This window comes from Streptomyces olivochromogenes, assembly GCF_001514115.1.
In the GTDB taxonomy this organism is placed as follows: domain Bacteria; phylum Actinomycetota; class Actinomycetes; order Streptomycetales; family Streptomycetaceae; genus Streptomyces; species Streptomyces olivochromogenes.
Genome location: NZ_KQ948476.1, coordinates 1 through 24,421, shown reverse-complemented (window position 1 = coordinate 24,421; position 24,421 = coordinate 1). Strand labels below are relative to the sequence as shown.

The 24,421-nt window shown below is 68.4% G+C and carries 24 protein-coding genes and 2 pseudogenes; 17 read left to right on the top strand and 9 right to left on the bottom strand.

All coding sequences use genetic code 11. The features are described from left to right. From AQJ27_RS43020 to AQJ27_RS43010, 3 genes and pseudogenes are all read left to right on the top strand, one after another. Positions 1–212 (top strand): annotated as a pseudogene (locus AQJ27_RS43020) (ISL3 family transposase); the annotation flags it as partial. Positions 213–278: 66 nt separating this feature from the next. Continuing rightward, positions 279–791 (top strand): hypothetical protein, encoded by a 513-nt coding sequence (locus AQJ27_RS43015; protein ID WP_067381893.1) that lies wholly within the window; start codon positions 279–281, stop codon positions 789–791. A gap of 585 nt (positions 792–1,376) precedes the next feature. Continuing rightward, positions 1,377–2,621 (top strand): IS110 family RNA-guided transposase, encoded by a 1,245-nt coding sequence (locus AQJ27_RS43010; protein WP_067381890.1) that lies wholly within the window; start codon positions 1,377–1,379, stop codon positions 2,619–2,621. 79 nt (positions 2,622–2,700) lie between these two features. On the opposite strand, the gene AQJ27_RS43005 is transcribed toward AQJ27_RS43010, so the two are convergent. Further along, positions 2,701–3,015 carry a hypothetical protein gene (locus tag AQJ27_RS43005; protein WP_067381887.1) on the bottom strand — a complete coding sequence of 105 codons (315 nt, stop codon included), beginning with the start codon at positions 3,013–3,015 and terminating at the stop codon, positions 2,701–2,703. Positions 3,016–3,286: 271 nt separating this feature from the next. Between AQJ27_RS43005 and AQJ27_RS43000 the strand changes: the two genes are divergently transcribed. The 7 genes from AQJ27_RS43000 to AQJ27_RS42975 all read left to right on the top strand — a co-directional run bounded on the left by AQJ27_RS43000 (position 3,287) and on the right by AQJ27_RS42975 (position 8,504). Continuing rightward, positions 3,287–3,547 (top strand): hypothetical protein, encoded by a 261-nt coding sequence (locus AQJ27_RS43000; protein WP_067381884.1) that lies wholly within the window; start codon positions 3,287–3,289, stop codon positions 3,545–3,547. Positions 3,548–3,684: 137 nt separating this feature from the next. Then, positions 3,685–4,083 carry a nuclear transport factor 2 family protein gene (locus AQJ27_RS42995; protein WP_054229745.1) on the top strand — a complete coding sequence of 133 codons (399 nt, stop codon included), beginning with the start codon at positions 3,685–3,687 and terminating at the stop codon, positions 4,081–4,083. Between the two features lie 185 nt (positions 4,084–4,268). After that, positions 4,269–4,736: a transposase family protein gene (locus tag AQJ27_RS59340; RefSeq protein WP_235613839.1), complete on the top strand. Its 468-nt coding sequence runs from the start codon at positions 4,269–4,271 to the stop codon at positions 4,734–4,736. Continuing rightward, complete coding sequence (locus AQJ27_RS59335) at positions 4,670–5,347, top strand: ISAs1 family transposase (RefSeq protein WP_341866154.1); 678 nt, start codon at positions 4,670–4,672, stop codon at positions 5,345–5,347. Before AQJ27_RS59340 ends, AQJ27_RS59335 begins: the two co-directional genes overlap by 67 nt. A 79-nt stretch (positions 5,348–5,426) precedes the next feature. Further along, positions 5,427–5,723: a hypothetical protein gene (locus AQJ27_RS42985; protein WP_067381878.1), complete on the top strand. Its 297-nt coding sequence runs from the start codon at positions 5,427–5,429 to the stop codon at positions 5,721–5,723. A 164-nt stretch (positions 5,724–5,887) separates the two neighbouring features. Beyond that, on the top strand, positions 5,888–6,316 hold the full coding sequence (locus AQJ27_RS42980) for a hypothetical protein (RefSeq protein WP_067381875.1): 429 nt from the start codon (positions 5,888–5,890) through the stop codon (positions 6,314–6,316). A gap of 559 nt (positions 6,317–6,875) precedes the next feature. Continuing rightward, positions 6,876–8,504: a peptide ABC transporter substrate-binding protein gene (locus tag AQJ27_RS42975; RefSeq protein ID WP_067381872.1), complete on the top strand. Its 1,629-nt coding sequence runs from the start codon at positions 6,876–6,878 to the stop codon at positions 8,502–8,504. 11 nt (positions 8,505–8,515) lie between these two features. Here the strand turns inward: AQJ27_RS42975 and AQJ27_RS42970 are convergent, their stop codons facing one another. Next, positions 8,516–9,193 carry a helicase associated domain-containing protein gene (locus tag AQJ27_RS42970; RefSeq protein ID WP_067381869.1) on the bottom strand — a complete coding sequence of 226 codons (678 nt, stop codon included), beginning with the start codon at positions 9,191–9,193 and terminating at the stop codon, positions 8,516–8,518. A gap of 180 nt (positions 9,194–9,373) precedes the next feature. Between AQJ27_RS42970 and AQJ27_RS42965 the strand changes: the two are divergent. Continuing rightward, positions 9,374–9,811: pseudogene (locus AQJ27_RS42965) on the top strand (transcriptional regulator); the annotation flags it as partial. Between the two features lie 301 nt (positions 9,812–10,112). Here the strand turns inward: AQJ27_RS42965 and AQJ27_RS42960 are convergent. The 3 genes from AQJ27_RS42960 to AQJ27_RS42950 all read right to left on the bottom strand — a co-directional run bounded on the left by AQJ27_RS42960 (position 10,113) and on the right by AQJ27_RS42950 (position 13,161). Beyond that, positions 10,113–10,598, bottom strand: a complete 486-nt coding sequence (locus tag AQJ27_RS42960) for a lipocalin-like domain-containing protein (RefSeq protein ID WP_067381866.1) — start codon at positions 10,596–10,598, stop codon at positions 10,113–10,115. A 359-nt stretch (positions 10,599–10,957) separates the two neighbouring features. Continuing rightward, entirely contained in the window at positions 10,958–12,535 is a 1,578-nt protein-coding gene (locus AQJ27_RS42955) for an aldehyde dehydrogenase (NADP(+)) (RefSeq protein ID WP_067381862.1), read from the bottom strand. Further along, on the bottom strand, positions 12,532–13,161 hold the full coding sequence (locus AQJ27_RS42950) for a cysteine hydrolase family protein (protein WP_060895669.1): 630 nt from the start codon (positions 13,159–13,161) through the stop codon (positions 12,532–12,534). Before AQJ27_RS42950 ends, AQJ27_RS42955 begins: the two co-directional genes overlap by 4 nt. A gap of 168 nt (positions 13,162–13,329) precedes the next feature. Between AQJ27_RS42950 and AQJ27_RS42945 the strand changes: the two genes are divergently transcribed. Next, complete coding sequence (locus tag AQJ27_RS42945; RefSeq protein ID WP_060895668.1) at positions 13,330–13,920, top strand: TetR/AcrR family transcriptional regulator; 591 nt, start codon at positions 13,330–13,332, stop codon at positions 13,918–13,920. Positions 13,921–14,141: 221 nt separating this feature from the next. Here AQJ27_RS42945 and AQJ27_RS42940 read toward each other — a convergent pair whose 3' ends face one another. Next, a complete protein-coding gene (locus tag AQJ27_RS42940; protein WP_341866151.1) occupies positions 14,142–16,622 on the bottom strand; it encodes a SpoIIE family protein phosphatase in 2,481 nt (826 codons plus the stop codon). A 435-nt stretch (positions 16,623–17,057) separates the two neighbouring features. Continuing rightward, a complete protein-coding gene (locus tag AQJ27_RS42935; protein WP_067381856.1) occupies positions 17,058–17,756 on the bottom strand; it encodes an SDR family oxidoreductase in 699 nt (232 codons plus the stop codon). Positions 17,757–18,346: 590 nt separating this feature from the next. On the opposite strand from AQJ27_RS42935, the gene AQJ27_RS42930 reads away from it, so the two are divergent. From AQJ27_RS42930 to AQJ27_RS42910, 5 genes are all read left to right on the top strand, one after another. After that, positions 18,347–18,793, top strand: coding sequence for a winged helix-turn-helix transcriptional regulator (locus AQJ27_RS42930; protein WP_067381853.1), 447 nt, complete (start codon positions 18,347–18,349; stop codon positions 18,791–18,793). A gap of 667 nt (positions 18,794–19,460) precedes the next feature. Beyond that, the gene (locus tag AQJ27_RS42925) at positions 19,461–20,915 is read left to right on the top strand and encodes an epoxide hydrolase family protein (RefSeq protein ID WP_235613824.1); all 1,455 of its coding nucleotides are present in this window, start codon (positions 19,461–19,463) and stop codon (positions 20,913–20,915) included. 154 nt (positions 20,916–21,069) lie between these two features. After that, positions 21,070–21,354, top strand: a complete 285-nt coding sequence (tatA, locus tag AQJ27_RS53355) for a Sec-independent protein translocase subunit TatA (RefSeq protein WP_079065690.1) — start codon at positions 21,070–21,072, stop codon at positions 21,352–21,354. After that, positions 21,351–22,283: a twin-arginine translocase subunit TatC gene (tatC, locus tag AQJ27_RS42915; RefSeq protein WP_067381850.1), complete on the top strand. Its 933-nt coding sequence runs from the start codon at positions 21,351–21,353 to the stop codon at positions 22,281–22,283. Before tatA ends, tatC begins: the two co-directional genes overlap by 4 nt. Before the next feature lie 132 nt (positions 22,284–22,415). Continuing rightward, positions 22,416–22,814 (top strand): twin-arginine translocase TatA/TatE family subunit, encoded by a 399-nt coding sequence (locus AQJ27_RS42910; RefSeq protein WP_159064546.1) that lies wholly within the window; start codon positions 22,416–22,418, stop codon positions 22,812–22,814. Positions 22,815–22,864: 50 nt separating this feature from the next. Here AQJ27_RS42910 and AQJ27_RS42905 read toward each other — a convergent pair whose 3' ends face one another. Together AQJ27_RS42905 and AQJ27_RS42900 are read right to left on the bottom strand one after the other, a co-directional pair. Beyond that, positions 22,865–23,269: an integrase core domain-containing protein gene (locus tag AQJ27_RS42905; protein ID WP_079065689.1), complete on the bottom strand. Its 405-nt coding sequence runs from the start codon at positions 23,267–23,269 to the stop codon at positions 22,865–22,867. A gap of 225 nt (positions 23,270–23,494) precedes the next feature. After that, on the bottom strand, positions 23,495–24,421 hold a 927-nt coding region (locus AQJ27_RS42900; protein WP_208948614.1), incomplete at its 5' end, for a hypothetical protein.

Sequence of the window (24,421 nt, the reverse complement as noted above, 5' to 3'; positions counted from 1 at the left end):
TGCAAGAGCGGCGCAGAGATGACATCCCCAGCCTTCATACCCTCGCCGCAGGCATCGACCGCGACCGCGACGCCGTCATCGCCGGCCTCAAGCTGCCATGGAACTCTGGCGTCGTCGAAGGGCATGTCAACCGGATCGAGATGCTCAAGCGCGAGATGTTCGGCCGAGCCGGTTTCGGCCTGCTACGCAGGCGCGTATTGCTGGCCACCTGATCAACCGCCCGCCTCTGAGCGGTGATACGACTTCCCTCTACAAAAAGATGATGAGGGGGTGACAGCGTGGACGCAGTAGTAGCGATCAGCCTGATCCGCATGGCGGCTGCAGACTTGACCATGGGGCCCTGGCAGCGCCCCTCGGACGCTTATCTGGTCCAGTTGGGCCTGGACGCTCTGATGGCCGACATCGAGACTCCCTCGCTTCCCCTGTTGGCTGGGCTCGCACGCGGTGAGTACCCCCAGGCCCGCGAGCTGTTCGACCTTGTGCTGGAAGAGTTGGGTCTGCTGCCGCTGGCCTCGGAAGATCTTGCCAATGCGCGATGGACTGCGGCTCGTTGGTGGGCCGGCCAGATCGTGTCGGGCCAGCTCGATCCCGTACACGGAGCCAAACTGATCTATCAGGAGTCTGCAGCGGAACTCGAATACCCCGACGCCCTGCAACCCATCGTCGACCTGGCAAGAGCACTCGACCTGCTGAACGATCAACCTCCGGTCCAGCAACACATCCGCGACCAGGTCACCTCCGCGGCGCGAGGCTTTCTCGCCACAGAAACGCATCAGAACCACAGCTTTTGAACGACGTCGCATGACCCACCGTGACCGGTTCACGGAAAGCGAGCCAGAACCGCAACTCGTGAACAAAGCCACCGGCGGTCGGCGTCAGGGCGATCTGGCCGTCTGGCAGTTCAGGCGCCGGGTTCGGCGGCCTGGCGGCGCAGCAGGTTGGGACGGGCGTCCGCGAGAGCGAAAGCCCGCCGGAGACCTTCCACCAGGGGCGGGCCGATGCGGTAGATCCGGGCCTGTTCGTCCCGTTGCAGCAGGGGGCGAGCGGACCGGCGCGGCGCTGGACGGCCTTGACGCTGGTCAGCGGTCCAGCGCACCTTCGGTGCGCGCCGGGGGCGTGGTAAATCCTGTGGCGCGCGCTGTGGGTGCTTCTGTCTGCCCTGACGGAGGTTGACGTCAGTCCGGAACGCTGGAGGTGTTCGTTCCGGCCGAGACCGATTGCTCTGTGATGCGAGCGAGCTCGCTGGTCAGCGTGGTACTGAGGGCCGTCCACGGGAACCGTGGAGTGTTGCTGTGAGCACGTGCGTCAGAATTCCTGATTCACCCTGGCCCTCCCGGAACGGCGTACTACTCGGCCGTTGAGGGAGGGATCGGGACATGGACGTGCTGCACGAACGCTGCGCTGGCGTGGACATCAGCAAGAAGGACGCCAAGGCGTGCGTCCGCACCCCGAGTACCAAGCGGCGGGGGTCGTTCACGACCGAGACCACCACCTGGGGATCGACGACGAACGCGGTCCTCGCCCTGCGGGAGCACCTGCTCGCCGCCGAGGTCACCCTGGTCGTGATTGAGGCGACTTCGGACTACTGGAAGCCCTTCTACTACCTGCTGGCCGACGAGTTGAACGTGATCCTGGTCAACGCGCGACAGGTCAAGAACCTGCCCGGCCGCAAGACGGACGTCTCAGACGCGGCCTGGCTGGCCCAGCTCGGCGCGCACGGCCTGGTGCGCGCCTCGTTCGTGCCACCCCAGCCGGTGCGCGAGCTGCGGGACCTGACCCGCGCTCGCACCCAGATGACCCGCGAGCGCGGCCAGATCGTCCAGCGCCTGGAGAAACTACTCGAAGACACCGGGATCAAGCTCTCCGCGGTCGCCTCCGACATCATGGGCGTCTCCGGCCGGGCCATGCTGGAGGCGCTGACCGGCGGGGAACGCGACCCGCAGACCCTTGCGGAGCTGGCCAGGCGCAGGCTCCGCAACAAGATCCCCGAACTCACCGAGGCACTGACCGGACGCTTCCGCGCCCACCACGCGTTCCTGACCCGGCTGCATCTGGACCACTATGACCAGCTCACCGACGCGATCCGGCAGTTGGACGAGCGGATCAAGGAGGCGATGGCCCCCTTTCAGCCCGCACTCGACCTCCTCGACACCATCCCCGGGATCAACCGGGCTGTCGCCGAAGTGATCATCGTGGAGACCGGCGGCGACATGAACCGGTTCGCCTCCGCCAAGCATCTCGCGTCCTGGGCCGGCGTCTGCCCCGGCCACCACGAGTCCGCCGGCCGCACCAAGAACGCCAAGGTCCGCCCCGGCAACCCGTATCTCAAAGGCGCCCTCGGACTCGCGGCGTTCGGTGCGGTGAGAACCAAGGACACCTACCTGCAGGCCCGTTACAAGCGGCTGACCGCCCGACGCGGCCCGCTCAGGGCCCTGGTCGCCGTCGAACACTCGATCATCACCGCGATCTGGCACATGCTCACAGACAACATCGCCTACCACGAGCTCGGCGGCACCTACTTCGCCCAACGCGACCCCGAACGCGCCACCCGCCGCGCGATCAACGCACTCAACCAGCTCGGCTACACCGTCACCCTCAACCCGCTGGAAAGCGCGGCCTGACCGACCCGAGCCAGGGCACCCGGCGACCGCCACGGCCATCCGGGCACCCAGCCCTGCCCACACCCACCCTGACCTGCTGCTATTTACGCGTCAGAGTGCCGCGGATCCGGGAGCACGGGATCGGGTTCGTCGGGTGGGTGGCGAAGTGCTGCTGGATGCCGTCGTAGGAGGCGATGTCGCCCAGGTCGATGATCCGGCGCAGTACCGCCCGGGCCCCGGGCATCAGCCCCTCGATCACTTGGAAGAGCGCCCGGTCGCTCCAGCCGTCCTCGAGGTCGTCCTCGGCGAGGTCCAGCGGATCGGGACGGGGGTCCGGGCGGGGCGTCCGGCCAGCCAGCCGGGGTGACCGGACGCAGCTTGTGGGCGGCCTGGACTGCGGCGATCGCCTGCTCATAGGTGTCCGTCGCCGTATCGATCGTCAGCCGCACCGTGCATCCCCTCGCAATCATTGCCGAGGTCCTCATCAACGGCATGCTGCCATCGTCCCGTCCGGCGCGATCATCGCCACCACCGCCCCACACCGGTGGGAAGGGGAGCCGGGTCCGAGTTCTGGACCTCACTCCCTGATCACAGCAGCAGAAGCAGTGCGGCCGCGCCGGAATCCGGCGCGGCCGCACTGCTTCATGGGGTGGTGCGCAGATAATCGCGCCGCCGTCCAGGGCGAAGTGTCGCCCGACAGCGTCGCCAGCCTGGTCGCCAAGGCCGTCAAGCTCCTCAAGAGGGTGCCGGGGGCCTGGAAGTGGTCGCGCAACGTGGCCAAGAAGGCGTACAGCCTGGGCAAGACCGCGGGTGTCGCCTACCTGAAGAGGAAGTTCAGCGAGATGCATTCCTGGAGCCCCATCAAGTGGGTCTGGAAGACCATCCTCGCCTTCTCCAACGTCCCGACGCTTTGGGCAATCATCGAGTGGATCGCCCACCACGCCTGATCGGCAAGATGATTTACTGGCTCTCGCTGCCCCCGCAGCGCAGGGCTGTTGCAAAGTCGCATGATCTCGTGGGTGCCTCGGGTCGAAGCTGCCTCGACGCCATGTCTGTTGCCCCCTAGCGGTGTTACCGTCGCGCCATGTCCAAGATCGAGATTGACGCGATAGCCGCCGAGTTCTTCGGAGCCTTCGACAACCGTGGCGGCAAGGCCGCGGACGTGGCCCGGATCCGCCGGCTGGTCATTCCGGGTGGTGTGATCGTGCTGACCGGGCCGAAGTACACGGTCTACACCGTGGACGAGTTCATCGAGCCGCGCGAACGTCTGCTCGCCGACGGCCGGTTGGTCGAGTTCTCGGAGTGGGAGACCTCCGAGCGAACCGAGATCGCGGGCGACATCGCGTCGCGCTTCGGCGAGTACCGGAAGGCCGGCATCCTGGACGGCGAGCCGTTCGAGGGCGGCGGGACCAAGACCATCCAGTTCGTCCGCACCCCGGAGGGCTGGCGGATCGCGGCGTTCTCCTGGTACGACCAGCCCTGAGGGTCCGCAGGTCGCGGCGGTCCAAGGAGCGCGGGCTGGGCCGTCACGCACGCAGCGAAGCTCCGGTTGAACGGGGTGACCTTCCCAAGTCGCCTCGCACCACCGGAGCTTCGATGTGTCGTCAGTCTGCCACCGTCTGCCTGATCAAGTCGCCCGCTCTGGAGGACACTGCGGGGTTGTCGCTGGTGAAGCGGTTGCGGCTGTTGCCGGATCCGCGTCGACGTCGAGGGGTGCGTCACCCGTTCGTGGCGGTGCTGCTGGTTGCCACCTCCGCGGCTGTGGCCGGCGCACGCTCGTATACGGCTATCGGCCAGTGGTCCGCCAACGCGCCGCAGCACGCCCTGGCCCGCCTGGGTACCCGGGTCGTAGGGTCGTTGAGCGTGCGCGTCGCGCCGAGTGCCGCCACGATTCGGCGGATTGTCGGCCTGGTCTGCCCCGGCGGACTGGCCGATCTGACCGGCGCTGATCCTGCCGGCTCGGACGCGGTGGCGCTCGACGGCCAGGCCGCCCGCGGCTCCCGACACGGCCAGACGCCCGCCGCCCGCCTGCTGGCCGCGATGACCGGCGACGGCCGACCGTCACCCAGCTGCGGATCCCCGACAAGACCAACGAAAACACCTGCTTCGCCGCGCTACTGGCGCCCTTCGACCTGACCGGGGTCACCGGCACGGCCGACGCCCTGCACACCCAGCGCGCGCACGCACGCTTCCTGGTGGACGAGAAGAAGGCGCACTACCTCTTGGTGGTCAAGGCCAACCAGCCCGAACTGCACCGCAGGCTGCGATCACTGCCGTGGAAGGACGTCACCGTCCGCCGCTACGACCGGGAGATCGGCCACGGCCGCCGGGAGACCCGAGTGACCAGGGCCCTCACCGTGACCGACCTCGGCCTCGACTTCCCCCACGCCGCCCAGGCTGTACGCATCCTGCGCCACCGCACCGACCGCACGACCGAAACCGTCAGCCGCCAGACCGTCTACGCGATCACAGACCTGAACTCGCATCAGGCATCGCCCCAGCGGCTGGGCCAACTCGCCAGGTCGCAGTGGACCACCGAGAATCGGCTCCGCTTCGTCCGCGACACCACCTTCGCCGAGGACACCTCGAAGATCCGCACCGGCCATGGCCCCGAAAACATGTCGACCCTACGCAACCTGGCGATCAACGCGCTCCGCGCCGCCGGACTCCGTAACATCGCGGCCGGCATCCGGCACGTCTCCTACGAGCCCTTCACCCGCCCGCTCGACCTACTGGGCATCGTCTGACCAGCGCGACCACAAGACCACCGCACTTTGCAACGGCCCTGCCCCTGAGCGGGGGCCATTTTATTACAGGGGGAAATACATGACATCCGCACAGCAGGAGACCGAAAGGTTCAGCCCCACGGACCTGTGGTGGCTCGCTTCAGGCGTCCTCGCTGCAGTTTCGATCGGCATAGCAACCTTCGCCCACGGAAAATCCGGCCAACACGCTGGCTGGATCGTCTACTTCGGCTCCTGGGCACCTGTCATTCTCGGAACTCTGTGGTGCCTGGCCGTCAAGAAGACCAGCAAACTCACCGGAGCACGCCAGGCTCTCGTTGCCATCGGCATCGCTACCGTCAACCTGGTCCTCTTCCACAGGGACAGTTTCCCGTTCTGACCGGTGTACCAAGGGCCTATGCCAAAAGATCTGATACCGGTCGGCACCCCTGGCCAGGAAGACTCCTGAGTGATCGATCGGACCACTCCGGTCAACCCGCTGCCGCCCGCGTGCGGCCATGTGCCCGCGGGCGGCAGCGGACCAGCAGACTGAGGAGTCTTCTCGTGACCAGCAAGCTCCGCATAGCCGCCGCAGCGGTAACTCCTGCGCTCGCGCTCGGTGTCGCCGTCCCGATGACCTCCGCTGCCGAGGCGGCCCGAACTCCGTCTGCCGCCACCATGCAGGTCCAGGCCGTCAAGAGCGCCGGGGACGTGAACACCATCATCCTCGCCGCGTACAGCGCTGGCACTTCCCCCAGCAACGCCAAGGCCGCCGGCATCAATCCGGACCTCCGCGACGCCGCCAAGGACATCGTCGCCTACATCAAGCAGTACCTGGGCAAGGAATACGTCAAAGCCGGGGCCGCCGCGAAGAAGGGTTACGCCGTCTTCGTCAGGTGGGTGAATTCCCTCGACCCGCGTAGTCCGGTGCGGATCGTGCTGGAGTTCGGCGGAAAGCCGCTGATCGAGCTCGTTTTCACGTTCCTGATATAATCGTCTCTCCGGCACGGGGCACCGGCCGGGACCGGAACACCGCCTCTTCCCGGGGTCGGCCCAGAACGGCACGATCACAGCTGCTGAGGCCATTTCCAGCCATGCTGCAGGCTCAGGAAGTAATCGCCTTCTTCGCCGCAGGAGCGGCGGGCGCCTCATCCTCACCCATTCCTCTCACCCGGCGAACCGTCCCGGTGGCGTCCCACAGCACCGCGGAAAAGGCCCCCGCACCATGAACCGAGCGGAGTCCGTCGGGACACCCCCGCCCGCGGTTCCACATTCTCCAGCAGCAGGGCCCCGGTGGCGACGTCCGCCGCCAGCAGAGTGACGACCGACGGCATATCTGCCCAAGCCCGCAGGGCTTCGGCTTCCTCGCGGGCAATCGCAATGCATATATCCGGATGACCCTCGGCCGTCACGGGCGGGGTGAATGCGTGGTTCATGGTGTATCAGGCGATATTGGGCCGTACGTAACCCAGGCCTGAGACAGAGCAGCGGGACCGGGCGCGGTGCCGAGCAGGGGACCGGGCATGGACCGAGCACTCCGAGGAGGAAGTCCATGCGCGGAGCCACGTACGCCCGATGGGTCGTGAGCGCGGTGGCGGCCGCTCTCACGGCGACGGCCTGCGGAGGGGGGAGCGGCGGCGCCAGCGGCAGCGGCGGCTCCGGAATCCTCAGTGCCTCCTGGGGCGATCCGCAGAACCCGCTCGAGCCGGCGAACACAGGCGAGACGCTGGGCACCACGGTCCTGGACATGATCTTCCGCAACCTGAAGCGATACGACGCGAAGACCGGCAAGGCCGAGAACATGCTCGCCGAGAAGATCGAGACCTCCGACTCGCAGAACTTCAAGATCACCATCAAGAACGGCTGGACCTTCAGCAACGGCGAGAAGGTCACCGCGAAATCCTTCGTGGACGCCTGGAACTACGGCGCAAGCCTGAAGAACAACCAGCGGAACGCCTATTTCTTCGGCTACATCGACGGATACGACAAGGTCCATCCGGCGTCCGGCAGCCAGACCGCCGATACGCTGTCAGGCCTCATGGTCGTAGACGACCACACCTTCACCGTCCGGCTCAACCAGAAGTTCTCGACTTTCCCCGAGACCCTCGGCTATGCGACCTTCGCCCCGCTTCCGCGGGCGTTCTTCGACGACCACGACGCCTGGCTGAAGAAGCCGATCGGCAACGGCCCGTACACCGTCGAGTCGTACACCCGCGCCTCGGGGATGTCCCTGCGCAGATGGGACGGCTATTCGGGAGACGACAAGGCGCAGAACGGCGGAGTTGACCTGAAGGTCTACACCGACAGCAACGCCGCCTACATCGATCTCTTGGCGGGAAATCTCGGCCTCGTCACCGGGGTGCCGCTGTCACAGCTCAGAAATGTGCAGGCCGACCTCGATGGCCGGTACATCAACACCCCGGCCGGCGGCATCGAGACCCTGGCCTTCCCGTTCTACGACAAGGCGTGGTCCAAGCCGGGGACGGAGAAGGTCCGCAAGGGCCTGTCCATGGCCATCGACCGGAACCAGATCATCGACACGATCTTCCAGAAGAATCGCACCCCTGCGAGTGACTGGACCTCGCCGGTCCTCGGTGAGGGCGGCGGCTTCAAGGCGGGCCTGTGCGGTGAAGCCTGCGAGTACCACCCGGACGAGGCGAAGAAGCTGGTCCAGGAGGGCGGCGGCCTCCCCGGCGGTCAGGTGGAGATCTCGTACAACGCGGACGCCTCTATCAAGGAGTGGGTGGACGCGGCCTGCAACTCCATCAACAACGCGCTCGGCAACGACAGAGCCTGTGTCGGAAACCCGATCGGCACGTTCGCCGACTTCCGCAACCAGGTCACCCAGTACAAGATGACGGGTCCTTTCCGGGCCGGCTGGCAGATGGACTATCCGCTGATCCAGAACTTCCTGCAGCCGCTCTACTACACCGGCGCGTCATCGAACGACGGAAAATGGTCGGACAAGGAGTTCGACGAGCTGGTAGACAGGGCCAACGCCGAGACCGGCAGAGCAAAGGCTGTTGGTATCTTCCAGCAGGCCGAGGAGGTGGTCCGGGACGACATGGCCGGCATTCCCCTCTGGTACGTGCACGGCACCGCCGGCTATGCGGAGAAGCTCTCCAATGTGGCGCTGAACCAGTTCGGCGTTCCGGTGTACGAGGAGATCAAGGTCGGCTGACTGAGCCCCCGTCACGGCCGGCCGTCTGCGTGAGACCAGCTGCCCACGGCAGCCTGGCCGGGCGTTGTGGCCGCAGGCTTTGCCACCCAGCCAGACTCCGAAGTCACTCGATATTGTCCGCGGCAGTTACCTCTGTGGACGATCACGTAATTCGGCTCTGTCGGGGATCTTGTGATGTCGCAGGCTGCCCATTCCTGCGCCACGGCGAGGCCTTCAGCCCACGCGGTCTCCCACGCCGACCACACCATCCCCAACGCCTCCAGCTCCACGACACGCTTGGCCTCCAAGATGCCGGCGGCGTAGTAGCGGCGCTGTTCCCCGATCCACCGGCCTAGCGGATACCCGCCCACCGCGCCCCACTCCGCAGGCGCCACGAAGACGTACGGCACCCGCAGTTCGACGTTGCCGGTCTCGCGCAGCCACTTCGTCGCGGCCTCGATGCCCCGTCGCCAGTACGCCCCCTCGGGGTCGATGATTCGCAGCCGCACGAACTGCGTCAGCGCGAACGGATCCCGCTCCTCACTGAACCGCAGCACCCCGGCCGCAGCCCCACTCACCCGCGCGACGTCCTGCTCCCGACCCTCACCCTCACCACCCTCGAACTCGCCCTTCGCACCGCTCTGTTCGGTCTCGGAACGGCTGTTGCGGATGCGGGGATCGGCGAGAGCCTCGATCGTCTCCGTATCCAACGTTTTTCCTCGTAGGCGCCGGCGGCGCCGCGGAGCCAGTGCAGGTCATCGTTGGTGTAGGGGTGGCCCAAGATGGCGGTGGCGATGGGGGCCCAGAGGTCTTTCCATGGCTGGCCCTGGCCCTGGGCGAAGGCGAGTGGGCGAAGCAGATCGAGGGCGCGCTGTGCCTGGTCGCGGAGGCGCTTGCACTACCTCACGCGCACCGACCACGTCCGTCGAGCGGCGCGTGAAGCCGGCCTGACCGTCACAGACCGCACCCTCAAAGCCTGGCTCGACGGGAAACGCACCCCGTCCAAGCGGAACGTGGAACGCGTGGAGATCGCCTACCGTACGGTCCGCCGGCAGAGCGTGGCCCGTTACCCTCTGGGCCGTCTGAACCGTGAGGGCCGCGGTACGCGCGTCGAGCTGCACCCACTGAATCAGTCCCAGGTGGACCGTCCGCGCCAACGGGTATTGGGGTACCGGAGCTTGAATGTCCGTCACTGGGACGCCGTCGTGCGGGCCTGGGCAGCCGGCGACGACCGGGCACTGCACGAGGCATGGGTCGATCAGATCGTGGATCTCGGCTCGCAGTGGGGACAGCACGAGTACGTGACGAACGTCGGCTTCGCCGCCTGACCAGCGGTAACACCCCGACATGCACCGGCGCCCCGACTCCGTCACCGTCACCCGACACCGAAGCCGGGAGGCACCCACCGTCCCGGTGACCTAGTGGGGTGAGATCTTCGCCGGCGGCCGTGGCTTGGGCCTTGCCGACGACGAGGAACTGCGCCTGCTGGCCGACCACACCTCATCCAGTCCTGGGCAGCAAGCAGAGGATGTGGGGTGCCGTTTGGACGCCTGCGCAGCCTCCCTCGCCGATCTGGGGTACCGGACTTCGGCCGTGGACTGGACGCAGTCCTTCGTCGCCGGGGTGGTGTCAGCGCGGTCTGCGCCAGGTGAGTTCGGCCGTGCGGTGGGTGCCCCAGAGGCGGGTGGGGGTGGCCAGGCTCAGCTTCAGGAGCTCGTCTTCGAAGGTGACCGTCCTGACCTGGGGCCGTCCGACCCAGTTGGGGAAGATGCTGGTCGTGACGTGATGTTCCACGGTCGTCGGATCGGCCACGTGGAAGGGACCTCCGTAGGCGACGTAGGTCAGCGCTGCCTCGGCGAGTTCTTCCGTGGCGGCTTCCTCGAGACGGTCGGATCCCATGTGCGGGCGGTCGCCGCGGCACAGCTGGGCGGACATGTGACCGTCGGGGGTGTAGACGATCAGCCCCTGGGGCCGGGGGCCGAGTGGGTGGATGACCTGGCCGTCCGTGCTTGTGGCGGTGTACGACACCAGGTTCCATGCGCCCAGCAGCTTGTTGCGCACCTCTTCGCAGGCCTTGCGTTCGCTGCTTGCCGTGGCGTGGTCGTCGTCGGTCATGGATGAGTTCCTTTCCTCGGTGGGTTCGTCGTCCGGCCCCGTCGCGTGGGGTTCCCCGCGGCGACGGCGCGGGCGGCGGCCGGCCTCGTGGAGAGCCTGCTGGTGTTCGGGGACGGCTGGCGCAGGGCGCGCAGCACTGGCCTCTGGCCCTGCGAGCGGGGCTGGTTGAGGTGACGGCGAGCAGCAGGGCGGTGAGGCTGCGCGGCCGGGCGCGGTCGGCGAGGGGGATGATGTCGCGGTGGCGGTGGCGGTGTCGAAGCCGTGGTGCCACGCTTCGTGCCCGGGACGGTGGACAGCGTGCTGCTTCTTGGGGAGGGGAGAGCAGAGGGGGCCTGCGGGGGGGGCAGGCCCCCCGGGGGTCAGTTGCGTGTGAGTTCGCCGTCGACGAGGCGCCACAGGTGCAGTGTGTTGGCCTCGCGCAGCGGTTCGGGCAGCAGCTCGTCGGGGAAGCCCTGGTAGGTGATCGGCCGCAGGAACCGCTCGATCGCGCTCATCCCGACGGAGGTGAAGCGGCTGTCGGAGGTGGCCGGGAAGGGGCCTGTGTGGACGGAGGCGTAGGAGACCTCCTGCGGCATGGAGAAGGCGTTGATCACGATGCGGCCCGTGCGGCGCTCCAGGATCGGCAGGAGTTGAACGGCGCCGTCGCGGTCGGCCGACTCGGCGTGGACCGTGGCCGACAGCTGTCCTCGGAAGGAGCGGGCGACTTCCTGCAGTTGCTCCGGGTCGGTCAGCCGGACCAGCAGGACGGTGGGGCCGAAGACCTCCTCACGCAGGGCCGGTTCGGCCAGCAGCTGCTCGCCGGTGACCTCATACAGCACAGACTGGCCGTCCCCGGCGCGGACCGGGGCCGCTCCCGCGCCGATCCGGGTGGCGCCGTCCTCCTCCATCCGCCGTACGCGGCGGGTGTAGGAGTCGTGGATGCCGGGCGTGAGCATGGTCCGCGCGGCCGTCTTCTCCACCTCGGCCGTCGCCGCGTCGCGCAGCTGTGTGAAGCCGGGTCCGTCGATGGCGAGGAGGACGGCGGGCTTCAGGCAGGCCTGGCCGACGTTGTACTGCGCGCGCTGGGCGACGTCGGCACCGATCTGTGCGCCCCGGGCTGCCAGGGCGGCGGGCAGGACGAAGGTCGGGTTGACGCTGGTCATCTCGGTGAACACGGGGATGGGGTCGGGGCGTTGCTGGGCCCGGCGGAAGAGGGCCATGCCGCCGCCCTCGGAGCCGGTGAAGGTGACCGCCCGGACCAGGGGGTGAGACACCAGTGCCTCGCCGATGTCGTTGCCCGCGCCCCGGACCAGCGAGAAGACACCTTCATGCAGTCCCGCTTCGGCGACGGCCTGCTGGATGGCGCGTCCCTGGATCTCGGAGGCACCGGGATGTGCGTTGTGCGCCTTGAGGACGACGGGGCAGCCGGCGGCCAGGGCGGAGGCGGTATCGCCGCCTGCGACGGAGTAGGAGATCGGGAAGTTGCTGGCGCCGAAGATCACCACGGGGCCGAGGGCCACCTTCTGCATCCGGTGGTCCATGCGCGGTGCGGGCTGGCGGTCCGGCTGTGCGGGGTCGATGGTCGCCTGGAGGAACCGGCCCTGACGGACGACGGTGGCGAACTTGCGGAAGTGTGCTGCGGCCCTCAGGGTCTCCCCCTCGAGCTGGGTGGCGGGCAGGCCGGTCTCCAGCGAGGTACGTGCGGCGAGTTCGTCCTTGACCGCCTCGAGCTTGTCCGCGATGAGGTCGAGGAATGCGGCGCGCTCGGCCAGGCCGGTGTGGCTGTAGCCGTCGAAGGCCTCGTCGGCGAGGCGGAGGGCGCGGTCGACCTCGGCGGGGCCGCCCAAGGAGAACTCGGGCTCGAGGAGTTCTCCGGTGGAGGGGTCGAGGGCCTTCATCGTTCCCGCGGTGGCGGGCACGCGGGCCGCTCCGATCAGCAGTTCTCCGGTCAGTGTCATGCCCGGGCTCCTTTGAATGCGGCGGTGAGATCGTCCGTGGTGACGATGGTGTGGGCGTAGGTGGGGCCGTTCAGCTCGTGCGCGGCGTGCATCTCCTCGGGGCGGAAGGCCGCGGTGGCGTCGCGGACCAGCGTCACGTGGTAACCGAGTTCCATGGCGTACCGGCCGGTGGATTCGATGCAGGTGTTCGCCAGCAGGCCGATCACCACGACGTGGGTGATGCCGTGCTGCTTGAGCTGGAGGTCCAGGTCGGTGTTGGCGAACCCGCTCTGCCCCCAGTGCTCCTGGGCGACGACATCGCCGGCCTGCGGCTGGAAGTCGGGGTGGAACTGGCCGCCCCAGGTGCCGCGGGCGAAGTTGTGCCGCTCCTGGATCTTGCGCTGGGTGGGACTCGGGTGGTCCCAGGTCTCGTAGTCGCCCGGCTCCCAGCGGCGGTGCGGGACGAACACCACACGTACGCCGGTCTCGCGGGCGGAGGTGACCACGGAGCGCAGGTGGTCCAGCAGGCCGACCTCCTCCGCCAGGGGCTCCAGGCGCGGCCAGACCTTGCCGCCCTCGGAGAGGAAGTCGTTGTAGGGGTCGACGAGCAGGACCGCCGTGCGGCGGGGGTCGTAAGTCCCGGTCATGGTGTCTCCTCAGATCTGGATGATGTGCAACATCTAGATTGAGGATTATCTGCGTCATCCTGAAAGTCAAATAGATGCAGCTCACATTCGGGTTTTGTGCCCTGTGTATGATGTAAATCATCCAGCTGTGTCGGCTGCATATACCAGCTCCTCGAAGGGAGGCCCGACATGGGGCACTCGCAGGCGGACAAGGCGGCATCCCGCGAGCGGGTGCTGCGGATCGCGGCCCGCAAGGTCCGCGCCGAGGGCGTGACCCGCCCCGGCGTCGCGGAACTCATGAAGGAGGCCGGGCTGACGCACGGCGGCTTCTACAAGCACTTCACCTCCCGGGACGACCTGATCTCCCAGGCTTCGGCCGTGGCCCTGGCCGAGGGCTCGGCGAAAATGGAGAGGGCCGCGCGCAAGAACGAGCAGGATCCGCGTGCCGGCCTTGTCGACGCCTACCTCGCCAGACAGCATCGCGACTCGCCGGCCACCGGCTGCGCCCTGGTCACCCTCGGTGCCGACGCCGGACGCGGCGACCAGCACTTCAAAGAGGCCTACGAGAAGCAGGTCCGCGCGTACCTCGACCTGATCGCCGGCCTCGAAGGCGACACCGAGGAGGCCCGGGCCGAGGCGATGCTCACCCTCAGCGCCCTGGTCGGCGCCACGCTCATGTCCCGGGCCCTGGCCGACCCCGGCCTCTCCGACGAACTGCTGGAGACGGTGACCGGCCAACTCGAGCGGCACGCGTCAGGACCTCTGCCTCCCGCCGACTGACGCGTTCCCCGGCACGGATCGCTTCGTCGCCGGCCGGCAAGGCTCCCGGGTCATGGGAATTCTCTCCTGCGGGCCGGGGATCGGGGATCGGCGGAGCGTCTGCGTCCGCCCGGGCTGCATGGTCGCTGCATGGGACCACGCCCGCAACGGCCTTCGTCACCGGTCAAGGGCGGGGCCGATGGGTCATGCCTCGCCGGGACATGGGGTGTGGGGGCGCGCTGTCACGGACTGGGTGTCAGTTGCTGTTCGGTCCAGATGAGTTTGCCGTCCGGTGTGTTGCGGGTTCCCCATCGGCGGGACAGGTGCGAGACGAGGGTGAGGCCACGGCCGTTCTCGTCGGTCGTGCGGGGGCGGCGCAGGCGCGGGTGGCTGTTGCTGGTGTCGTAGACCTCGCAGGTCAGCGCCTCGTGCTGGATGAGGCGCAGGCCGATCGTGCCGTCGCTGTGCCGGATGGCGTTGGTGACGAGTTCGCTGACGATCAGTTCCGTGGACGTTGACAGGTGGTCCAGTCCCCACTGGGCCAGTCGCCGGGTGGCCAGGGCCCGGGCGCGGCTGACGACGGCCGGGTCGGCCGGAAGCTGCCACGAGGCGACCTGGTCCGGGCCCAGTGAGCGGGTCCGGGCGAGGAGCAGGGTGACGTCGTCGCTCGGTGCCCTCGCCGGCAGCGTCTCCACCACCGACGAGCTGAGCTCGTCCAGCGTGAGGCCACGCTGCGCCAGCACGGTGGCCAGGCGGTCCATTCCGACGTCGATGTCCTGGTTGCGGTCCTCGATCAGGCCGTCGGTGTAGAAGGCGAGCGTGGTGTGCTCGGGCAGTTGAACTGTCACGGACTCGAAGGGGACCAGCCCGAGGCCGAGCGGCGCTCCGGCAGGCAGACGGGCAAAGGTGACGTCACCGTGCGGATCGACGATCGCGGGCGGCGGGTGGCCGGCCCGCGCCATCGTGCAGCACCGGGTGGCCGGGTCGTACACGGCATACAGACACGTCGCGGCCATGGTCGCGTTGCCCGGGTCACCCGGGTGACCCGGGTCGGCACCTGCCCCGGCGAGGCGGATGACCTGCTCGTCGAGGCGGGTCAGCAGTTCGTCGGGAGGCATGTCCATGTCGGCCAGAGTGCGTACCGCGGTGCGGAGCTGGCCCATGGTCGCCGCCGCGTTGATGCCGTGTCCGACCACGTCTCCGACGACCAGGGCGACCCGGGCGCCGGGCAGCTGGATCACGTCGAACCAGTCGCCTCCCACGCCGTGGTGACTGTCTGCCGGCAGGTAGCGCGAGGCCACGTCGGCGGCAGAGCCGCCCGTCGCGTGGTGGGGGAGCAGGTGGCGCTGCAGGGCGAGGGCCGCGGAGCGTTCACGCGCGTACTGGCGGGCGTTGTCCAGGGACAACGCGGCCCAGCTGACCAGTTCCTCGGCCAGGAGCAGGTCGTCCTCCTCGAACGGCGCACGGTCGTGGGTCCGTACGAACACCGCCACGCCCAGCACGGCCCCCCGTGCGTGGATCGGGACGACGATCAATGAGTGCGCCGTGTAGTCGTCGATCGCCGCCCGCGCTGCATCGTGGTGGTCCAGCCACGTGCCGGGCGAGGTGTCCAGCATCGGCTCGAAGTGGGACTTCCCCGAGCGCAGGACGTTGGTGAAGGGCGACGCAGGCGGGACGAAGACCGGTTCTCCCCGCGCGGCCAGGGAGTCCGGGGCCTCCTGGTGGATCGAGGCCAGGCCGGCGCGGCGCAACGCGGGGGTGCGCCCGCCCTGCAGGCCGAGGCGTGCCAGGGGCTCCTCGCCGAGGGGAACCGACTCCGCCAGGTCGACGGTGACGTAGTCCGCGAGGAGCGGCACCGCGAGGTCGGCGAGTTCCTGCCCGGTCTGCATCACATCCAGGGTGGTTCCGATCCGCTTGCTGGCCTCGCCCAGGATCGCCAGACGCTCTCGCGCCCGTCGGCTGTCGGTGGCATCCACGCTCACGGCGCACACGCCCAGGGCACGGCCCTGTGCGTCGTCGAGGCGGAAGAGGGAGGCCGTCAGGGTGCGTCCCCTGCGGGCATGCGTCGGCAGGAACGTCCGGTATTCCACGTTGAGCTCCGGCACGCCGCTCTGCAGCACCTGGTGCATCAGTGCCTCGAGCTTTGCGGCCTCGGTGCCGGGGGCCGCCTCTGGCAACCTGCGCCCCAGCCGCCGTGAGATGGGGATGCCGTCCTTGAAGCCCTGGGTGTCGTTCACCCAGGTGCAGCGCAGCTCGGTGTCGCGTATCACGACACCGACCGGCAGGCGGCTCGGGAGATGCAGTGCCCCCGGGGGTGACGCCGGCACCGCTCGGTCCGCCGCCCACGCGGGAGGCGTTGCCTTGTCGGTCGCCGATACGACCCACTGGGCCCGGCCGTCCTGTCCGGACAGCGACTGCACGCACAGGCGCACGTCGATCCTGTGACCGTCACGGTGACGGATCTTGGCGAAGCCGGACCAGCGACCGCGGGCAGTGCCCTGCTCGAAGAACGACGACGCCTTCGCCCGGTCCTCGCCGTCCGCCAGCAGGACGGCGGCGGAGCGGCCCACCACGTCCGCCGGCGCGTAGCCGACAAGCCGCTCGGCGGCCCGGGTCCACCCGACCACCCTCTCCTCCGCGTCCAGTAGGGCTATGGCCGCGCCGGCGCTGGCCGCCTCAACGGCCGTCTGGGCTGCGGCGAATGCCGCTCCCATGGAACTCATTTGATTCCTCCGTGGATGCTCCGCCCTTCGGGGCGGAGAGGAAGCGGACTCCTGTGGAACAGGGCGAGGGGCTGGGATTCGCCGCCATGGCGGAGAATCCGCCTCGTTTACGAGGGGGAGAAGTCAACCTTTCTGTGTGCGCCGCGTTCTTCTGTGTGCCCCGTGGTGGGGTGCGAGGGTACTCGGCCTACGCTCGCGGCCCCGGCAGGCTTCGCGGCAGAAACGCCCGTCCAGGGCGGCGGACCCGCGGCGAGGGCGTGCGCCGGAGGAAAGAGAGATCCCCGGCCGGCCGGCTCCGCAACGCCATGCGCAAGGACCCCCTGCGCGGCCGTTCCCGGCCCCGGCTGGCGCACCGCCGACCGGGGGTGGACCCGGCGGCGTCCCTTTCCTCGGGGCAGCCGGGCTCCACAGCCTCGCGCCGGCCGGCGCGAGGCATCAGAGGCCGGAGGGCGCGCTGACCGGCTGCGACAGTGCGGCCTTGACGCGCCGGGTCTCCTCGTCGGCGAGGACTTCGAACTGGTCGCCGGTCAGGGCGCCCATGGTCAGCTCGGCCACGGTGGCGGGGCTGACCTTCAAGGCGTTGGTCCAGGTGCTGAGATCCGTCTCCACGAAACCGGCATGTACCCCGACCACCAGGGTTCCCTGCGCGTTCAGGGCCTGCCGCAGGGCGTCCGTCAGTGACCACTGCGCGGCCTTGGAGGCCGCATAGCCGGGAAACTGCGGCTGGCCGACCCAGGAAGCCAGCGAGAGCATGTTGACCAGCGCGCCGCCGCCGTTGCGGGCCAGGACCGGGGCGAAGGCCCGGGAAACGGCCCACGTGCCGAAGTAGTTGACCTCCATCGCCTGGCGCGCACCGTCGAAGGCGCCTTCCAGAAGCTGGATGTCGCCGCCGCCGATGCCCGCGTTGTTGATCACGATGGAGACGTCGTTGGCGAGGGCGGCGGCCGCGGCGACGTCCGCCTGGTCGGTGACGTCCAGGCGCAGCGGGACCAGGTCGGAATCCTCCACGGCGGCCGGGTCGCGCACACCGGCGTAGACCTTCGCTGCGCCATGGTTGATCAGTGAGCGGGCGAATGCGCGGCCGATGCCGCGGTTGGCGCCCGTCACCAGGGCGACTGATCCTTTGATGTCCATCGTTTTCCTTTGCGACAGGCACGCCCTGTCCGGGCGGGCTCTTGGCAAGTGGTCGTCTGTCGGCCGGGCAGGACTGGCAGGAATGGGGGGCGTAATCCGGCCGCGGTCGGCTCGACGGCCGCTGCCGCACCATCCGGCGCGGCCGGAACGGCATCAGGGTCAAGCGTTCCCGAGCGGCTCACGTCCAGGACGCCGCTCTTGGATTCCACGTTAGCGTCTAGATTTATATATGCAAGTCAGCTTAGGTCGGGATTGAGGTGGATCACACCTGATATGCACTGTTCTGGGGTCTTTGAGACGCTTCAGTCGCTGGAGGTGCGGGGCGCGCCGGCCGCGGCAGCGCCGGGCGGACGGAGGGCGGGGTGGTCGGGGTGCCGGCCTGGCCGGCGGGTGCGCCCAGGGCTTGAGGGTGAGGGCTCGTGGGGTCGGGGCCTGCGGGGCCGTCGGCCGAGCGGCGGCCGAAGACCTGAATTGCAAGATGAAACTCAGGGAGTAGACTCGTCCCTGCGCAGCGCCGCAGCAGGTGCATGCGGAACCCGGCGCCATGTGGGAGGTGGACAGTGCCAACCGAACGGCAGTGGTCAGACCCCATGAACGATGACCCGGCCTGCTCCATCGAGCGCAGTCTGCAGATTCTCGGCGAACGCTGGTCCTTTCTGGTGCTCCGCGAGATCTTCGCCGGCAAACACAAGTTCGCCGAGATCCAGTCAGCCCTGGGCATCGCAACCAACCTGCTCAGCGCCCGGCTCAAGCTTCTTGTCGAGAGCGGCGTGCTGTGCACGCAGACCTATCGGGAGCCGGGCAGCAGGCCGCGGCAGAGCTATCACCTGACGGAGGCGGGGCGCGACCTGCGGGTGGTGCTGTCCGCGCTCCAGCAGTGGGGCGACCTCCATCGACCGCGCCCCTCGGGCCCTTCCGCGCTGCGGCGCACACGCTCCACCGGCCGGCCCGTCCACGTGGGATTCCTCGACGACGACGGTCACGAAGTGCCCGTCACCGAGGTGGTCACCGTCACGGACACGGTGGCCAGAACCTGACCGAAGCCGCGGGCAGGGCCGAGCCGGCCCTCCTGCGCTGACGACCGTAGAGCCGCCGCTCCTTCCGCTGAACTGCCGTGTCACTGGGGAGACTTGCGCGGTGGCCTGCCCCCTGGCCAGCGAGCACTCACCGGCAGCGGGTGCGCCCCGGACGGACATCCCGCGCGTTCACGAGCCTTGACCGGCGGCGCCGCGCGGAGGCCGCCCCGGTCCGTGACCGCGGCATGTCACCCTTGCGCGGACCTGTCCGTAGGGCGGCGCGCGATTTCGTGGGGCGGCGTGCGATCGGCGCGATGCTGTGACAGCCGGACCGCCTGGCGTTGACGGCGCGTCGGCCCCTGCGGTTCAGTGCGGCGCCCGTGGCTGAAGAAGTGTCAGCGCGCGGGGGACGTGCCCGGACGGCTGCGTCCGCCCGCACGGGCGCGGCCACTGCCGGGGGAACGGAACGGCAGCCGCCGGGGCCGCGGTCTTCAGGGGCCGGGTGCCCGGGCCGAGTGCGGTCTTCCTCCTGCGGCCTTACATCCGGTGCTCATGTCCCCGCCGTGCCGCCAGTGCACAGGTCTGACCGATATCGGTCGATTCACACCGAGATCTGTCTTGCGATTTGCAAGCCAGCCGCCTACCGTGGAATCAGAGGCGAGCGAGAGAGCTTCGCCCGACATTCCGGATGGCGCTTTCCGTCCTGAATGCGATCCGGGCCGCACCGGCCCTCAAATGGTCACCTCGCGCCACCAACACGCTGCGCGACGTATTCCCCTCGCCCATGCATGGCGGTAACCCCAGGAGATTCACCGTGTCCGAAATATTTGCCCCACACTCTCGTCGGAAGTTCCTTTCCACCTCGGCAGCCGCGACGGCCGCAGCGGTCGCCGGATCCTTCGGTCTGTTCCCCGCCTACCCGGCCGCAGCCGCAACCGCCACGGGATCCGGCCCCGATGCGTCGGCGCGCGGAAGCATCCGCCCCTTCCGTGTCCACGTGCCGCAGAAGGATCTGGCCGATCTCCACCGCCGCATCACCGCGACCCGCTGGCCCGACGAGGAGACCGTCACGGACCAGTCCCAGGGCGTGCCGCTCGCGACGATGAAGAAACTCGCGCGCTACTGGGCATCGGATTACGACTGGCGCAAGGCCGAGGCGAGGCTGAACACCCTGCCGCAGTTCATCACCGAGATCGACGGCCTGGACATTCACTTCATCCACGTCCGCTCGAAGCACAAGAACGCCCTGCCGCTCATCGTCACCCACGGATGGCCCGGCTCGGTCATCGAACAACTGAAGATCATCGAGCCGCTCACCAACCCCACAGCCCACGGCGCGAGCGCGTCGGACGCGTTCGATGTGGTGATCCCGTCTCTGCCCGGCTACGGCTTCTCGGGCAAGCCGACCACGACGGGTTGGGGCCCCCAGCGCATCGCACGTGCCTGGACAGAGCTGATGAAGCGCCTGGGATACACCAATTTCGTCGCGCAGGGCGGCGACTGGGGTGCGCTCGTCACGGATCTCATGGCTGTACAGGCACCCGCGGGGCTGCTCGGCATCCACACCAACCTGCCTGGCACGGTTCCGCCCGACATCTACAAGGCGCTCCAATCCGGAAGCCCGCTGCCGCCCGGTCTGTCCGACGAGGAGAAGCACGCCTGCGAGCAGCTGGACTCCCTGTACAAGCAGCACATCGCCTACGCCCGAATCATGGGGACGCGCCCGCAGACGCTGACCGGCCTGACGGATTCTCCCGTCGGCCTGGCGGCCTTCATGCTCGACCACGACGTGCGCAGTCTGGAGCTGGTCTCCCGGACCTTCGCCGGACACCGCGAAGGCCTCACCCGCAACGACGTCCTCGACAACATCTCGCTCTACTGGCTCACGAACACGGCGGTTTCCGCCTCGCGTCTCTACTGGGAGAACAAGCTCTCCGTCGTCGACGCCAAGGGCGTCTCCATCCCGGTTGCCGTGAGCGTCTTCCCCGACGAGATCTACCAGGCCCCCAAGAGCTGGGCGCAGAAGGCATACCCCCACCTCATCCATTACAACAAGCTCCCCAGGGGCGGCCACTTCGCGGCCTGGGAACAACCGCACCTGTTTGCGCAGGAACTCCGCGCGGGCTTCCGGTCGCTGCGGTAGACGAGCGAGTTCCGCCCCCTGCCCATGCCCTGGGCCGGCTCTGCTCCCCCCCCCCAGACATCCGACACACCCCGAGATCGGCTGCGCACGTCACGGCTGTGCCCCAGCCGGGACGTGCAGCCGGCACACAAGACCTGAACTGGAGTGACATCCCGTGCTCGAAAACCGTGCTCTGGAAATCGTCATCATCGCAGCCGTCGTCCTGCTGCTCTTCGGAGCCAAGCGGCTCCCCGAAACCGCGCGAGGACTGGGCAAGTCCCTTCGCATCCTCAAGTCCGAAGTCAGCGCGATGAAGACGGACACCGCCGAACCGGGCGCCACACCGCGCACAGGCACCCAGCTCGACCTCGTCGAAGCCGGCACCCATGCCGTTGCGGCAGCAGAACACGCCCACCACGCCGCTGAGCGCACCCGCACCGAACCCGAGGACACCCGGTGAACGGCATCCACCAGGGCGCATCCGCCATCTCCATGACGCCAAGGAAGGCATCCAAGGAGGTCATGCCGCTCACCGGGCACCTCCGTGAGCTGCGCAACCGCCTGGCCATCTCGATCCTCGCCCTGGCCGCCGCCACCGTCGCCGGATGGCTCATCCACGACCGGCTGCTCCAACTCCTGACCGGACCGGCCTGCACCCTGACCCATGTCCACGGCGTGGGCCGGCCGACCAAAGAGTGCCCCAACGGGCTGCTGGTCAACACGGGACTGCTGTCCCCGCTCTCCCTGAGCTTCAAGGTCGCCGTGACGGCCGGCTTCGTCATGGCCGTTCCGGTGTGGAGCTACCAGCTCTGGGCCTTCGTCGCGCCAGGACTGTACAAGAAGGAGAAGAAGTACGGCCTCGGCTTTGTCGCTGCCGCCGTCCCCCTGTTCTGCCTCGGCGGCTACCTCGCGTATGTGACCTTCCCGAAAGGGGTCGAGACCCTGGCCGGGTTCAACCCCGACACCTTCTCCCTCTCGCTGCCCGGCGATGAGTTCCTGGACTTCTTCCTCCGCGCGGTGCTCGTCTTCGGCCTCTCCTTCGAGCTCCCGCTGATGCTGCTCCTGCTGAACTTCCTCGGCATCCTCAGCGCCGCCACGCTGCGCCGCCAATGGCGGACGGCCGTCTTCGCCGTCTTCGTCTTCGCGGCGGTCGCCACCCCCACCGGCGACCCGATCACCATGATCGCCCTGGCCGTACCCATCAGCCTGCTCCTCCTGGCCGCCCTGGCCGTCGCAACCCTCCACGACCGCGCGAAAGCACGTCGCTGGGCGGCGGACCTCGACAGCCGACTGAGCGACGACGAAGTGTCCTCCCTGGACCTGACGCCCTCCTCCCGCGCAGGCGCCACTGCCCTGCAGCCCCGGAAACCAGTGGATGCCGCCCTCTGAGTCCGTACAGCACCGGTGGCACCGCACGACCACCGCACGACCACCGCACCTGCGGGCCTCGCCAGAAGACCGACCCCAGCAGAACACCCCACAAAGACAAGCCTCACCGTCCAACGACCGAGGAGCTCCAAGGTGATATTCGATGTAGGTCCCCTCGAGGTGGTCGCGCTCGCAGCCGTCGCCGTCTTCGTCTTCGGACCGGACAAGCTCCCCAGGATGATCACCGAGACCATGGGATTCGTCCGCAGAGTCCGGGAATTCTCGGACAGCACCAAGCAGGAGATCCAGAAGGAACTGGGCCCCGAGTTCGAAGAATTCGACTTCCAGGACCTGAACCCCAAGACCTTCGTACGCAAGCAGTTGGCTGCCCACGCCGACGATTTCGGCCTCAAAGAGATCCAGGACCTGCGCGGCGGCGTTGCGAAAGACACGCACGAGGCCGCGGCAACGATACGAGCCACGCACACGCACGCACTGGACAAGACCGACGACCCTCACACCGGCAGACAGACGCAGGCACGGCTTCCCTGACCATGCGCCCCGCCGAGACCTGCGGGTGCCGATTATTACGTCCGAGCTGGTCAGGCCGCGTGTGCGTACTCGTGGAAGAGGCCGCCGAGTCGGTCGCGTCGACGGATGTCGACGTGGTCGACTCGGTCCGGTTCGGTGATCGGTTCGCGGAGCGGCCGAAGGGGAGCTGCGCTGTGCAGGGTGCGGTGAGGCCGATGCTGGTTGTAGATCGACTCGAACTCGCCGAGCGCGTGGAGCAGGTGGGCGTGGTTCAAGATCAAGGTGCGGTCGAGGAGTTCGTGCCGGCTGGTCTGCACCCAGCGCTCCATGGTCGAGTTCATGCGGGGAACGCGGATGCCGGTGGTGACGATCTCGATGCCCTCGGCCTCAAAGACGGCATCGAACGCGCCAGTGAACTTGCTGTCGCGGTCCCTGATCAGGTGTCGGACGGTGGCGTCGGCATCCTGGAGGTCCATGACCACGTTCCTTGCGCGATCGACTTCCTGGCTTGGCTTCGGGCTGTACGACGTCCCCTCCAGCACCCGGTCCACCACGGTGACCAGTCTCCCCCGAGTCGCAGCGGACAATGATCCGTGACCACATGCCCTCAACGGTTCCGATGGAAACGACTGGGTGAGTCCACGCCAGCCGCGGGCCCCGAACAGGCCACGGCTTCGCCGGCATCGGGGCTTGTGCCTGCTCTACGCGTGCATCGCGGTGGTGAAGTACCACAGCAGGTAGGCCGCCATGACGAGCACGACCGGCACGCCGACGAGGAGGCGGATCAGCAGGATCAGGGTCCTGACCCACGGTTGTCCCGGCCCCGTGGCGAAGTCGGGTCTGGCCGGGTCGTACGAGATCCTCTTGTCGGGCGCCGACGGGTGGCCCGTGCGCTCGAAGGTGTGAGGTGTGCCGCTGGTGTCGGTGAACGAGTACAGGACGGTGCCGGGGTCGGTGGGGTCCGGCGCGGGGTGGTAGCCGACGCATGTGGCGACGGTCGTCACGCCGTAGCGGTGCAGCAGCCACCAGGTCACCGTGGCACGCCACGTGCCGCGGGCGGCGAAGCAGCCGCACACGAGCACCGGGAAGACCGCGGCCCACAACTGGGTGAGGCGCCCGTCGCCCGCCGACACGGGGAGCAGCAGGCCGAGGAGGAAAAGGCAGGTGAGCGTGGACCAGGCCCACCACTGGCCCGTGGACAGGAACGCTCTGCGCCGTGGCCTGGGCGTGAAGGGGCGCTTCTCCGCCCTCACGAGGGCCGCGCCGTCGATGTGCTTTTCGGCCTCGTCGCGTTGCGGGACCGCCGCGTTGACGGCGTATGCGAAGGCCTCCACCTCCTCGGTGCGGCGGGAGCTGATCGCGCAGACCGTCGCCGGCTCGGCTCTGGTGGCCGCCGAGTTCAGCCGGATCTCGGCAGTCGGGCGCCTGCCTCTGGCGACATGGACGGTCTCGATCGCGTCGAGGGGGATGACGAGCCGGATCCCTGCCCGGTCCAGTATGACGGTCTCGCGCTCCAGGCGGGCGGTTCCGCCTCTGCCGCGCAACGTCGTTCCGACTGCGGGCTCCGCATCCGTGACAGTCATGACCGGGTCCTCCCAATGGTCAACTGAGAGGCCGCGCAGATAGGC